Raw genomic sequence first — 13,301 nt, 5'->3', positions numbered from 1 at the left:
ATGCTCTCCGAACCGATTTACGGATCAGAGTGGCACAGACTTGCGTCAGAAAATGCATCAAAAACGTCAAACGCGGGAATGTCTTATCCCCGGCCCGTTTTTTCAAACCGGCCTTGGCGCCCCAGAATGCGCACTGTGGGCGGTTTCAGACACCGGGCGGGTGCGGCGCTGTTTGCGCAGGGCAAAGGGGGTGATCCCGAAAACGGATTTGTAGAGCGAGGAAAACCCGTTAGGAAACCCGCAGGCCAGGCCGATCTCACGCACGCTGAGCGTGGTGTTCAGCAGCAAGTTGTTCGCCTTGCTGAGCCGCATTTCCCGATAGAACCCGTTGGGCGTGGTTCCGAAAAACGTCCGGAACTTGCGCTCTAGCGAGCGGTTGGACAGGCCCAGTTCGGTGACGATACCGCGGATTGGCATCGGCTCTTCGATATTGGCCTGCATCAGGCGGATGCAATCGTCCAGATCCCGGTCGCCCGATGTCGTGGGCGCATGACCCGCAAAGGGTTGCAACGAGGCGAAATCGCGGATGTGGTCGTGCAGCAGGATATTGGCCACCGTGACCTGCGCCGCCGCCGAGGTCAGCTGCCCGACCAGGGCCAGAACCACATCAGTAGTGGCGCCCATCCCGGCGCAGGTCACCACCGGACCGTCCTGACGGGCCAGCGCATGGGCACCAAGATCCAGCCCAAGCTGTTCGCGCAGCAGGTCCGAGTTCTCCCAATGGGTGGTGTGCGCCCCCGCCCCGCCGGACTGGCTGCGGATATGGCGGGCGGCGGCTTCGGCCAGCAGATAGACCTGCGCGCCGCGGCTGGTGTAGCTCTGGACCACCCGGCCCAGCGACAGGCCCGGATGCGCCGGATCGGAATTGCCAAGGACAAAGGCAAAATCGGCTTCTGGCTTTGCGGCGAAACACTGGGTTTCGACACTCAACCCCGACCGGCAGGTGATCTGCCCGCCAGAGGCAGAGCGCACCGTCCAGTCGAACAGAGGGCGCGCCAGCACCCGGTTGGCAATGCGCAGCGTGTCGGTGACTGCGGCCATTTCCGTCAGTACGAACCCATCGCAGACCAGAATGTCGAAATGCCAGCCTTGCGATGGTCCTTTCTGCTCTGAAACCTTCCGATCCATTCCGCGCCCCCTCGTTCAGCCAAGGCGCGCTGCGGCCCTAGGCCCGCAGGCGCGCGTTTTCCGGATCCCAGAGCGGTTCATCCTTCTGGACCACGGCCCGGTGCATCTGGCCGTAAATCTCCACCTCCAACTCGGTGCCGGGCGTGGCTAGATCACTGCGCACCATGCCCAGCGCGACAGAAGCGCCGACGCGGTATCCCCAATCGCCCGAGGTGGTCTCGCCCACGATCTCGCCATCCTTCCAGATGCAGGACATATAGGGCGCGTCCGCCTCACCCGCCTCGACAATCAGCGTGACAAACCGTTTGGCCGGGCCATCCTGCGTCTCTGCCGCCAGTACTGCCTTGCCGGGGAAATCATGCGGCTTGTTCAGTCGAATGAACCGGTCGAGGCCCCCTTCGATGGCCGAATAGTCAGTGGATAGGTCGCCCTTCCACGCGCGATACCCCTTCTCGATCCGCAGGGAATTCAGCGCGTACATGCCAAAGGGTTTCGCGCCTGCCGCCAGAACTGCCTCATAAAGCGCGGGAATATCCTCTGGCGCGGCGTGGATTTCCCAGCCCAGCTCCCCGGCAAAGGACACGCGCGCCAACCCGCAGTCGCGTCCGGCAATCCGCGCGCTCTGCACTGAAAGCCACGGCAGCGACAGATCCGCCTCGGTTCCGATGGTGGTGAAGATCTCGCGCGCGGCAGGGCCGGTGACGATCAGAGTCGAGAAATCTTTCGTCCTGTCGCTGAGGGTGATCCATTCCGGCAGGTCATGTGCCAGAACATCGTAATCGTGCCATTGCGCCGTGGCGGCGGTGATCAGCATGTAGTGATCCTCGCCATGCCACATCACGCTCATCTCGGTCAGGATACGGCCGCGGGTATCGGTGAAATAGGCCAGCCCCATACGCCCCGGTCCGGGCAAGCCGCCGGTGATCTTGCCCAAGAGCCAGTCGCGCGCGCCGGGACCCTTGACCTCGAACCGGGAAAATCCGGGCAGATCGAGCACACCACAATGATCGCGCACCGCCTCGCATTCCTCGCGGATGCGCGCCTCCCAGGGACCGGAACGGCCCCAGGTCCGGGTGGCTTCCTCGGAGGTGTCATCGTCGTCTTTCGCGAACCAGTTGGCACGCTCCCAGCCGTTGTAGGCCCCCATCTGACCGCCCAGCGCCTTGACCCTGTCATGAACCGGCGACAGTTTCCGGTCGCGTCCGGCAGGCCATTCGTGGCGGGGGAAGTGCATGGCGTATTCGTGGCCGTAGACCTCCATCCCCTTGTCGACGCAGTACTGGTGGTCGGTGTAATCGGTGTAGCGGCGCGGATCGCAGGACCACATGTCCCATTCGGTCTGCCCATCGACAATCCATTCCGCCAACACCTTGCCCGCGCCGCCGCCCTGCGCGATGCCAAAGGTAAAGACGCAGGCCTCAAAGGCGTTCTTCACGCCCGGCATGGGGCCAAGCAGCGGCAGCCCGTCGGGCGCATAGGGGATCGGCCCGTTGATTACGCGGGAAACGCCCGAGGTCGCCAGCGCAGGCACCCGCTCCATAGCGTCGGTGACGATTTCCTCGATCCGGTCCAAATCGTCGTTCCACAGCTGGAAGGAGAAATCCTCAGGCATGGGATCGGCGTCGGTATCCCAATGGGCGCGGCAGTTCGGTTCATAGGGCCCAAGGTTGAAACCATGTTTTTCCTGCCGCAAGTAGTAGGACACATCCACATCGCGCAGGAGCGGCAGCTTCTTACCGGTCTCCTTGGTATGGGCCTCGATCTCGGGGATTTCCTCGGACAGAAGATACTGGTGGCTCATCACCATCATCGGCACGGTGCGCCCGCCGTAGGGTTTGAACCATTCCCCCACCCGCTGCGCGTAATAGCCGGCCGCATTCACCACGTAATCGCAAGCGATGTCGCCCTTGTCGGTGTGAACGATCCAGCCATCAGCGGTTTGCGTAACGCCGGTTGCCGGACAGAAGCGCAGGATCTTGGCGCCCAGATCACGCGCGCCCTTGGCAAGCGCCTGCGTCACCTGCGCCGGGTCGATGTCGCCGTCATTGGGGTCATACAGCGCACCCGCCAGATCGTGGGTTTCCAGGAAGGGATAGCGCGCCTTGGCCTCTTCCGGGGTCAGGATCTCCATCCCCATGCCCTGATAGCGGCCCATGGCGGCAGCACGCTCAAACTCCTGCATTCGCTCCTTCGTATGAGCCAGACGGATTGATCCGGTCTGGTGGTAGTTCATCGGATAGTCGACCTCATCGCCCAGACGTGCGTACAGCTCTGTCGAATAGCGCTGCATGTTCATAATCGACCAGGAGGTCGAAAAGGTCGGCACATTGCCTGCCGCGTGCCAGGTCGATCCCGCGGTCAGCTCATTCTTTTCCAGCAGCACGCAATCGCTCCAGCCGCGTTTGGCCAGATGATACAGGGACGAGCAGCCGACAACGCCGCCGCCAATGATGACCACGCGGGCCTTTGATGGAAAATCAGACATATCCGCTCCCTGTTGCTGCGGGTGTTATGGTTTCTGCGGCAGCCCGCCGGCGATCTCGTAGTAATCGCCCTTGCTGGCGCAAAAGATGTGCTTTTCGATCTTCAGCCCGCTGGGGTCCTCGACCGCGCCAAGGGCAAAGCTGATCGTGTCCTCGTCGTGGGCCTTCCAGAACAGAAAGGAGCCACAGCGCGCGCAAAAGCCCCGTTCGGCGCCCGCGCTGGCCGCGTACCAGCTGACCGGGCCGTGAAGGATCAACTCGGTTTCCGGCACATAGGCCGAGGTCCAGACACCGCCCGATTGCTTGCGGCACTGGCTGCAATGGCACATCGACGGTCCTTGCGGCGCGGCGGCGGTTTCAAAGCGGATATCACCGCAAAGGCAGGATCCCCGGATCATTGCACGCCCTCCAACTGCGGTGTGCTGCTGGCCCCCAGTAGCACGCCATAGACGATGAAGCAGACCGCCAGCAGGCGGCGGATCCAGACGTTGAACACCGCCTTCAGCGCCGCCTTGCCCATCAACACACCCAATAGGGTGAACCCCGTATAGCTGAGCGTCGTCAGCACCAGTGCCGTGGGCATGATCACCGACATCTGCTCCCAGATCGGCACACCGGGCTGCACGAACTGGGAAAAGGCGGCAAGGTATCCGGCAACGCTTTTGGGGTTGATCGTGGCGACCGCCAGCGCGTGCAGGTAAACATGGCGTGCAGGGCGTTCCACTGCGGGCGTAGGGCGCGTTGCGTTGATCCAACCACGCACGCCAAGAAAGATAAGGAAGCCCGCCCCGATTACCTTGGCCACGAAGAACCCGGTGGGCGAGGCCGCGATTAGCGCCGTCACCCCCAGTGCCGACAGGATCAGAAAGGCGCTGGCCTGCGTCAGGATCGCCAGCACCCCCAGCATCGCCTTGGGCAGGCCCAGCGTCATCCCGTTCGAAATGCAATTCACTGCATTGGGACCGGGCGTGGTGACAAAGACCACCCAGAACAGGGCAAACAGGGTCCAGGCTTCAAAACTCATCAGTCATATCTCATGCTTTAATAAACGGGCGGGGCAATGACCCAGACCGCCACGGCGGGCGCGTCATATGGGTTGGCCCATTGATAGGGTTCGTGGCGGATGCGGAAACTGTCGCCGGGACCGACGGTAAAGGCATGCCCGCCGATCACCAGATCCAGCTGCCCCGAAATCATGTAACCAACCTCTTGAGTGGGGCGGTTGGCCGGGGTCTGCATGCGGGATTGCGGCGCAAAGGTGGAATGCACCATCTCAAAATCATCGGTCAGGTCCGGCGACAGCAGCTCCTCGATCAGACCTTCTTCGCCCGATCCCATGGGGCGGCGGGCACCTGCACGCACCACATAGCCCTGTTCGTCCGCGGGCACGTTGGAATGGGCAAACAGCATGGACATGGGCACGCCCAGACATTGCGCGATCTGGCGCAGATCGGAAATCGACGGTTCGGACAGGTCCCGCTCAACCTGGCTGAGCCAGCCCACCGACCGGTTCAGCCGCGCCGCGATATCGGACAGCGTTAGCCCGCGCGCCTTGCGCAGGGCGCGAATATCCGCGCCAAGGGTCGCTGTCTGCGGGGATAGATCACTCAATGCCGGTTCCGCTTCGTGAAAAAATAAACCTCTTTTTCACGCTGCCTCACATTGCGTGAAATTTCAAAGCATTTTTTCACGAAAGCCGCAGAAAGCCTGTCAGGCGGCAAAGACCTGTTTGAGGATGGTTCCCAGCTGATCCGCATCTTCCTGGGTGAAGGCATCGGGCTGGTCGCTGTCGATGTCAAAGACTCCGATCACCTCGCCCGCCTTGTTCCAGACAGGCAGCACCAGTTCAGACCTGGTGGAGGAGGCACAGGCGATATGGCCGGGGAAGGCCTCGACATCCGGCACCAGCTGCACTTCTCCGCTGCGCGCCGCCGCGCCGCAAACGCCGCGCGAGAACGGGATCTGCAGACAGCCGTGTCCGCCCTGGTAGGGGCCGATTTTCAGCAGCTCGGGCGCCACCACGCGATAAAACCCGGTCCAGTCAAACCGGTCATCGCTGTGATGCACCTCGCAGGCGACGGTGGCCATCAGGGCGACCTCATCGGTTTCGCCCTCGGTCAGGGCGGCGATGGTCTTTGCCAAAGTGGTGTAATCGAGGCTCATCTGGTCGGCTCCCGGGTCAGTCTGTTCTGGTGCTGCTGTATCCCGCGCAGGCGCAGGCGACGCAAGGCCCCCTTCACGCGGCGGTGTCCAGCGCGCCCCGCAACCACTCTGCCGCATCGGATATGGCTTCATCCGCCTGCGGGATCACCTTGGTCAGATTCAGGAAGCCGTGGATCTGCCCCGGATACTGCTTCACCGTGACGGGCACGCCTGCCTGCTCCAGCGCTGCCGCATAGGACAGGCCATCGTCCCACAGGGGATCATGCCCCGCCACCAGCACAAATCCCTGCGGCTGCCCGGCCAGATGGGTCGACATCAGCGGCGATATCTCGGGCGCCAGACGGTCCTGACCTTGGGGAATATATTGATCCATATACCACTGCATCCGCGGCAGCGACAGCAGCGGGTGATCCTGCAAGGCCTGCACCGAGGCCGAGGTAAGCCGCGCATCCACAGCCGGATAGATCAAGAGCTGCGCCCGGGGCAGAGGTTTGCCCGCTTCCGACAGGCTGTGCATCAGGCTGGCCGTCAGATTCGCCCCCGCGCTGTCGCCCCCGACAGCAATGCGCGCCGGATCGATGCCAAGATCCTCCGCCCGCTCTAGCAAGGCCAGATAGGAGGCCAGCACATCATGCGCCGCCGCCGGAAAGGGGTGTTCCGGTGCCAAACGGTAGCTGACTGAAACAACCCGCACTCCGGCCCGCGCCGCCAGTTTCGCACACAGCGCATCATGGGTGTCGATACTGCCCTGTATCCAGCCGCCACCATGCAGATAGATCAGCGTCGGAAGGCTGTGCGCCTCATCGCATTCGGCAGGGACATAGACACGCGCAGGCCGGGGACCATCGCCGCCCGGCAGGGTCATGTCGTTGCGCGTAACCGGCTCCCGGCATGGGGCATCGAATTTTTCCACGAAACCGGCGAGTTGCACTCGGCTTTCCTTGACCGTCGGCTGGACTGCGGGATCGCGCACCAGACCAACCAGATCCGCAACCGCCTGCGCCTTGGGATCGGCCCGCCGTCCATCGACCACGGGCAAGGCCCCACCATAAAGCAGGCGCACCGCGCTCTCGGGCAGCAGCACCCGCAGCAAGGCCCAGATCAACTTTACTTTCTTCATTGGAAATTCCCCGCACTGAAATCACCTGCACCCCGCCAAAATTCACGGCGGAGACAGGGCTACTCTGCGGAGGAGAGGGCAACCGCGCAAGCCACGGCACGCTGCAGGCACATAAAAGGGCAAAGAGGTCGCCCCCTCTGCCCTTCACTCACTGATCCGGGATTAGACCCGTTCGATAGCGATGGCGGTGCCTTCGCCGCCACCGATGCAGATCGCCGCAACACCGCGTTTCAGCCCGCGTTTCTCCAGCGCGTTCAGCAGCGTCACCATGATCCGCGCACCGGAGGCACCGATCGGGTGACCCAGCGCGCAGGCGCCGCCGTTCACATTCACCTTGTCGCGGGAAATGCCCATCTCGTGCATGAAGGCCATGGGCACGACCGCAAAAGCCTCGTTCACTTCCCACAGATCCACATCCTCGACCGACCAGCCGATCTGTTTCAGCAGTTTCTGGGCCGCCGGAACCGGTGCGGTGGTGAACCATCCTGGTGCCTGCGCGTGGCTGGCGTGGCCCATGATCCGCGCCCGCACCGTCAGACCCTTGGCTTCTGCCGCCTCTTCCGAGGCCAGCACAAGCGCCGCCGCCCCGTCCGAAATCGACGAGGCATTCGCTGCGGTCACAGTGCCATCCTTGCGGAAGGCCGGTTTCAGGTTCGGAATCTTTTCCGGGCGGGCCGACTGGGGTTGCTCATCGGTGGTGATGACCTGCTCTCCGCTGCGGGTGTGCAGCGTGACCGAGGTGATCTCATCCGCAAAAGCACCGGTGCGCTCGGCGTCCAGTGCGTTCGACAACGAGGCCAGCGCGTATTGATCCTGCGCTTCGCGGGTGAACTGGAACTTCTCGGCGCAATCCTCGGCGAAGGTGCCCATCAGACGACCCTTGTCATAGGCATCCTCCAGACCGTCGAGGAACATGTGGTCAATGACCTGCCCGTGACCGATCCGCGCACCCCCGCGCATCTTGGGCAGCAGATAGGGCGCATTGCTCATGCTCTCCATACCGCCCGCGATCATCGTGTCGGTGTGGCCAAGAGCGATCTGATCAAAGGCAATCATCGCCGCCTTCATGCCCGATCCGCACATCTTGTTGAGCGTCGTGGCCGGGACCTCTTCGCCCAGACCGCCTGCAAAACCAGCTTGCCGCGCGGGCGCCTGCCCCTGCCCCGCGGGCAGAACGCAGCCCATCAGAACCTCATCGACGGTGTCGGTTCCGGCCCCGGCGAGCGCTGCCTTGATCGCGGCGCCACCCAGTTCGGCAGCAGTCACGCCATCGAAAACGCCCTGGAACCCACCCATGGGGGTGCGCGCCGCTCCGGCAATTACAACGTGTTTCATGAAATTTTCCTCCAATCGTCGAAATTATCCATACAGAATGCTAAGGTTTGAGGTCTAGAGTCAGTGTGAAGTACAGAGAGACCCTCGGGGAACAAACATGAGCATATCCAGTACGGTAACGGACGGTGCGCAGATCGTCACAGTGAATGCGGAGCGCATCGACGCGGCCATCGCGATTCGGTTCAAGGAAGACATGCGCTCTGCCACCGAAAGCGGACCCGACCGCGTGATTCTGGACCTGTCCGAGGTCCAGTTCATCGATTCCAGCGGTCTTGGCGCCATAGTCGCAGCCATGAAACAGCTTGGCAGCGGTCGCCGCCTTGATCTGGCTGGCCCGACCCCGATGGTGGAAAAGGTTTTCCGCCTCACCCGGATGGACACGATTTTCGATCTATATGGCTCGCTGACCGAAGCGATGTCTGAACCCAAAGTCGGCACGTGATTCCGTATATGATCCTCCGCGCAAAGCGAGAAACGAATGGTTGAAACCTTTGCCTGCTCGTTCACGGCAACAGAGCTTGATGCCCGGTCCGGCATTACGCAGGTTGTGAAACGGCTGCGCGGACTGGGCATCCCCGAGTTGCGGGTCGATGAAGTCCAGATCGCGCTGGCCGAAGCCGTGAACAATGTGGTCGAGCACGCTTATGCGGGCAAAACCCCGGGAGACGTGCGGATCCGCTGTTCCCTGGAACCGGAGCGTCTGTGGATCAATATCACCGATGCCGGAGCCCCCTTCCCCGAAGGCGAACTGCCCGAAGGCAAGCCTGCAAATCTGGATGTGGCGCCGGAAGATCTCCCTGAAGGCGGCTTTGGCTGGTTTCTGATCCGGGAGCTGACAAGCGACATCCACTATGAACGCAGCGCCGGCAACAACCAGCTGTCCTTGTGTTTCGAAATTCAGGTGACCCGGGCCTGATCCCATTTTCCGGCCCCCTGTTTTGATCTGGTACCGACCTGTCGATGTACCAGCCGCAGAGCTTTTATTGCTCCAAATCCGTATTTTCTAAAGCGTCCTGCCAATAGCACGCCCAGTGCGCCGAAGGGGTGGCTCCGGACTTCGCCGCAATTGCGCCACACATTTACCCCTAAATCGCCTGAAAAATGTGCTTTCTGTTACATCAGAAGCTTTTGATAGCTGTCCCTGGCGCTACGTTCCACTGCCCCCATCGTGCATGTTGCGCCGGGGAACATCCTCTCCCCTTCCACTGTATGCATGGAAATCTCGGCCACGGTTTTGCACCGCTACCGGAAATGGCCGTCTTTTGTTGCGCCGAACACGCGACAAGCATGGATGCCTTTCGCATTGCCTTCGGCGGCGAAGCCACTAGTGTTTCGCTGCTATTCAAGAGGGAGAGGCATATGCGCGATTTTCAACAACCCGGACGCTCTGCGGTCTTTGCACAGAACGGTATCTGCGCCACATCGCACCCCCTTGCGGCCGGCGCTGCCATCGACATTCTGAAACGCGGCGGCAACGCCATGGATGCGGCCATCGCCGGGGCGGTTCTGCTCGGTATTTGCGAGCCGCAGATGACCGGGATCGGTGGCGATTGCTTTGTGCTTTATACGCGTCCGGGCAGCGATGAAATTCACGCGCTGAACGGGTCCGGCCGGGCACCTGCCGCCGCCAATGCCGCAGATCTGCGCGCCGAAGGGCTGAGCGCCGTGCCGCTGCGCAGCCCGCATGCGGTCACCGTGCCGGGCGCCATCGACGCCTTTTGCCACCTGTCGCAGACCGAAGGCAAACTGGGCCTTGATGCGATCCTGTCCCCCGCAATCCACTATGCCGAAACCGGCGTTCCGGTAGCGCCGCGTGTTGCCTTTGACTGGGCCAATGACGCGGACACCCTGCAGGGCGCGGCCCGCGACAGCTATCTGATCGGGGGCAAGGTCCCGACCGTTGGGCAGATCTTCCGCGCCCCGGGCCAGGCCGAAGTTCTGCGCCGGATCGCCAAGGACGGTCGCGATGCCTTTTACACCGGTGAAATCGCCGAAGACATGGTTGCCGCGCTCAACGCGCTTGGCGGCGTGCACACGGTTGATGATTTCGCCGCTACCGCCTGCATGTCGGTGACGCCGGTTTCCGGCGATTACAAAGGCACCGATCTGGTCGAGCATCCGCCGAACGGTCAGGGTGCGACCGCCATCCTGATGCTGAATATCCTGAAACATTTCGACATCGCGGGCATGGACCCCTTTGGCGCCGAACGCGCCCATATCGAGGCCGAAGCCGCCAAGCTGGCCTATGATGCCCGCAACCGCTTCATCGCCGATGCCGATCACACCACCCGGCTGGACCACATGCTGGCGCCCGAAACCGCGGCCAAACTGGCCGCACTGATCGATCCGAAACGCGCCATGGCCGCCGCCGCCCCGCTGAGCGAGGCCGTGCACAAGGATACGATCTATATCACCGTGGTCGATAAGGACCGCATGGCCGTGTCGCTGATCTACTCGATCTTCCATGGCTTTGGCTCGGGCATCGCCTCGGACAAATTCGGCATCCTGCTGCAGAACCGGGGCGCCGGTTTCACCTTGGAAGAAGGCCACGCCAACGAATTGGGCGGTGGCAAACGGCCGATGCATACGATCATCCCCGGCATGCTGCGCCAGAACGGGCGCGTGACGATGCCTTTCGGTGTGATGGGCGGTGCCTATCAGCCCAATGGCCACGCGCGTTTCGTTTCCAACCTTACCGATTTCGGCATGGAGCCGCAGGCCGCCATGGACGCACCGCGCAGCTTCTCGGACGCAGGTGTCATGAAGGTCGAGCGTGGCTATTCCGACAAGGTGCGCCAAGAGCTGACCGAGATGGGCCACAAGGTGGAGGTCCCCGAAACGGCGATTGGCGGCTCGCAGGGCATCCGCATCCACGATGGCGATTTGCTGGAAGGCGCCAGCGACCCGCGCAAGGATGGCTGCGCGCTCGGCTACTGATCAGGCCTCACCGGTGCTTCGCTGCAGCAAAAGCGCAGCGGGGCACCGGACGCGATCCGGCGATTAGTTCAGCTGGTATTGCAGGGAATAGGCCGCGCCGTCGAATTTGCCGAACATTTCCGAAAGATCCGGATGGCTGATCGGTTCGCCGGAATAATCGGCAACCAGATTCTGCTCGGACACATAGGCCACGTAATAGGTCTGATCGTTTTCGGCCAGCAGATGGTAGAAGGGTTGATCCTTCACCGGCCTGCTTTCTTCGGGAATGGATTCGTACCATTCCTCGGTATTTGCAAAGGCTGGATCGACGTCAAACACCACCCCGCGGAAGGGATGCTTCCGGTGGCGGACGACCTGGCCCAGGTTATATTTTGCGCGCGTTCTCAACATGGTCTTGCTGCCCCCGTCTTTTGTTACTAACGCGGATGCGCGGCAGATGTCCAACTCTTGAGGCAAATTTTCGAGGAAACAGACTGTGAACCTTGCTCTGACAGTGCTTGAAATCGTGGCCCCCGTCTTCCTGCTTGCCGGGGTCGGGTTCGCTTGGGTGCGGCTTGGATTTGAGTATCGGATTCAATTTGTTACCCGTCTGGCCATGACGCTGGCGGTGCCCTGCCTGATCTTCACGGCGCTGATGAAAACCGAGCTGGACAAGGCCGCGATCGGCTGGTTCGTGCTGGCTGCCCTTGCCGGGCATGCGCTGCTGGCATTGGCAGGCGCAGCACTGGTGCGCGTGATGCAGCTGGAGCGGCGCAGCTATCTGGCGCCCTTCATTTTCGGCAATACCGGCAACCTTGGCATTCCGCTGTCGCTCTTTGCCTTTGGCGAGGCGGGCCTTGGCTATGCGGTGGCGATGCTCGCGGTTTCTGCGGTGCTGTCCTTCACCTTTGGCATCTATCTGGTCGCCGGTGAAGGCGGCGGCGGCAAGGCGCTGCGTGAACCGATGGTCTGGGCCACGCTTCTGGGCGCGCTCTTTCTGTGGCAGGGCTGGCAGACGCCGCAATTCCTGACCAATGCGCTGGATCTGATCGGGCAAATGGCAATTCCACTGATGCTGATCACCCTTGGCGTTGCGGTGGCGCGGCTGACACCGGGCAAGACCGGCCTTGCCGTGTTAATGTCGCTGATCAAGGTGACGCTCAGTGCGGCCATCGGCTGGGGGCTGGGGCTGGCATTCGGGCTCGATTACACGGCATTCGGCGTTCTGGTGCTGCAGCTGGCAACGCCCGTGGCGGTGACTTCTTACCTGCTGGCCGAGAAATTCGAAGCCGATGCGCAGGCGGTTGCCGGCATGGTGGTGGTTTCCACGCTGATGTCCGTTGCAGCTCTGCCTCTCCTGCTGTCCCTGCTTCTGGAAATGTGATTTCATCCACAGGCGCAATTCGCTAGACTGCCGCCAAAATAAAAAAGGCAGAGGCAATGAGCAGAATCATCGTCGCCCTGATCCTCCTGTTGGCGGTTGCCTCCTGTGGGGGTGGGTACAAGTCCCCGCCGCGCAATCTTGATAATGCCTGCAGCATTATCAAACAGCGGCCTGAATACCTGAAAGCCTTCCGCGCGACCGAACGGCGCTGGGGTGTTCCCGTGCACGTGCAGATGGCCACGATCTATCACGAGAGCCGTTTTGACGGCGATGCCCGCACGCCGCACAACTATCTTCTGGGCGTCATCCCGATGGGCCGCCAGTCCAGCGCCTATGGCTACAGCCAAGCCCTGGACGGCACCTGGGACGATTACCGGCGCGACACAGGACGCCGTCGGGCCAAGCGCGACCGGATCAAGGATGCCGCGGATTTCATGGGCTGGTACATGAACAAGAGCCGCGAAAAGAACGGCATCGCGCTTTATGATGCGCGCAATCAGTATCTCGCCTATCACGAAGGGCACAGCGGCTATGCCCGCGGCAGCTACCGTGCGAAATCCTGGCTGATGCGGGTGGCGAGCAAGGTGGAATCTCGCTCCTTGATGTATCAGGCGCAACTGGCCACCTGCCGTAAGTTCCGCTGACCCTCCGGGCACGTGCCACAACGAATTGGTTCCCGTCCGGGCTGCCCCAGGGAAACGCTTAGGGGGCACTCCCGCCAGTCTCGAACCCTTCGGTGAAGGGTCCTCCCCCGTTGGGCCCGGCACCGCCT

14 protein-coding genes are annotated in these 13,301 nt (G+C 62.1%); 5 read left to right on the top strand and 9 right to left on the bottom strand.

The window, feature by feature from the left end; all coding sequences use genetic code 11:
* Positions 1-102 precede the first annotated feature (102 nt).
* The 8 genes from AC5SSZ_RS22655 to AC5SSZ_RS22620 form a co-directional block, all read right to left on the bottom strand.
* The gene (locus tag AC5SSZ_RS22655; protein WP_495440220.1) at positions 103-1,128 is read right to left on the bottom strand and encodes a GlxA family transcriptional regulator; all 1,026 of its coding nucleotides are present in this window, start codon (positions 1,126-1,128) and stop codon (positions 103-105) included.
* 37 nt (positions 1,129-1,165) lie between these two features.
* Positions 1,166-3,613, bottom strand: coding sequence for a GcvT family protein (locus AC5SSZ_RS22650; RefSeq protein ID WP_495440218.1), 2,448 nt, complete (start codon positions 3,611-3,613; stop codon positions 1,166-1,168).
* A gap of 24 nt (positions 3,614-3,637) precedes the next feature.
* Positions 3,638-4,009 (bottom strand): GFA family protein, encoded by a 372-nt coding sequence (locus tag AC5SSZ_RS22645; protein ID WP_495440215.1) that lies wholly within the window; start codon positions 4,007-4,009, stop codon positions 3,638-3,640.
* Positions 4,006-4,635 (bottom strand): LysE family translocator, encoded by a 630-nt coding sequence (locus AC5SSZ_RS22640; protein WP_065271844.1) that lies wholly within the window; start codon positions 4,633-4,635, stop codon positions 4,006-4,008. Before AC5SSZ_RS22640 ends, AC5SSZ_RS22645 begins: the two co-directional genes overlap by 4 nt.
* Positions 4,636-4,652: 17 nt before the next feature.
* Entirely contained in the window at positions 4,653-5,222 is a 570-nt protein-coding gene (locus AC5SSZ_RS22635; RefSeq protein ID WP_065271846.1) for a helix-turn-helix domain-containing protein, read from the bottom strand.
* A gap of 99 nt (positions 5,223-5,321) precedes the next feature.
* Positions 5,322-5,774 carry a GAF domain-containing protein gene (locus AC5SSZ_RS22630; RefSeq protein ID WP_065271847.1) on the bottom strand — a complete coding sequence of 151 codons (453 nt, stop codon included), beginning with the start codon at positions 5,772-5,774 and terminating at the stop codon, positions 5,322-5,324.
* Positions 5,775-5,847: 73 nt separating this feature from the next.
* Positions 5,848-6,894: an alpha/beta hydrolase gene (locus tag AC5SSZ_RS22625; RefSeq protein WP_274835254.1), complete on the bottom strand. Its 1,047-nt coding sequence runs from the start codon at positions 6,892-6,894 to the stop codon at positions 5,848-5,850.
* Between the two features lie 162 nt (positions 6,895-7,056).
* Entirely contained in the window at positions 7,057-8,229 is a 1,173-nt protein-coding gene (locus AC5SSZ_RS22620; RefSeq protein WP_274833079.1) for a thiolase family protein, read from the bottom strand.
* Between the two features lie 97 nt (positions 8,230-8,326).
* Here AC5SSZ_RS22620 and AC5SSZ_RS22615 point away from each other — a divergent pair, with 97 nt between their 5' ends.
* From AC5SSZ_RS22615 to AC5SSZ_RS22605, 3 genes are all read left to right on the top strand, one after another.
* Positions 8,327-8,671: an STAS domain-containing protein gene (locus tag AC5SSZ_RS22615; RefSeq protein WP_495440212.1), complete on the top strand. Its 345-nt coding sequence runs from the start codon at positions 8,327-8,329 to the stop codon at positions 8,669-8,671.
* Positions 8,672-8,707: 36 nt separating this feature from the next.
* Entirely contained in the window at positions 8,708-9,145 is a 438-nt protein-coding gene (locus tag AC5SSZ_RS22610; RefSeq protein WP_065271850.1) for an ATP-binding protein, read from the top strand.
* A gap of 443 nt (positions 9,146-9,588) precedes the next feature.
* Positions 9,589-11,166, top strand: a complete 1,578-nt coding sequence (locus AC5SSZ_RS22605) for a gamma-glutamyltransferase family protein (protein ID WP_274833081.1) — start codon at positions 9,589-9,591, stop codon at positions 11,164-11,166.
* Between the two features lie 63 nt (positions 11,167-11,229).
* Here the strand turns inward: AC5SSZ_RS22605 and hspQ are convergent, their stop codons facing one another.
* On the bottom strand, positions 11,230-11,556 hold the full coding sequence (gene hspQ, locus AC5SSZ_RS22600; RefSeq protein ID WP_065271851.1) for a heat shock protein HspQ: 327 nt from the start codon (positions 11,554-11,556) through the stop codon (positions 11,230-11,232).
* An 85-nt stretch (positions 11,557-11,641) separates the two neighbouring features.
* Between hspQ and AC5SSZ_RS22595 the strand changes: the two genes are divergently transcribed.
* Positions 11,642-12,529: an AEC family transporter gene (locus tag AC5SSZ_RS22595; RefSeq protein ID WP_495440208.1), complete on the top strand. Its 888-nt coding sequence runs from the start codon at positions 11,642-11,644 to the stop codon at positions 12,527-12,529.
* Positions 12,530-12,585: 56 nt separating this feature from the next.
* On the top strand, positions 12,586-13,173 hold the full coding sequence (locus AC5SSZ_RS22590; protein WP_065271853.1) for a transglycosylase SLT domain-containing protein: 588 nt from the start codon (positions 12,586-12,588) through the stop codon (positions 13,171-13,173).
* Positions 13,174-13,301 lie beyond the last annotated feature (128 nt).

The organism is Phaeobacter sp. CC-HEC084 (assembly GCF_059429255.1).
Note: the sequence above shows the minus strand (reverse complement) of the source record. Positions and strands in the feature narration are given on the sequence as shown.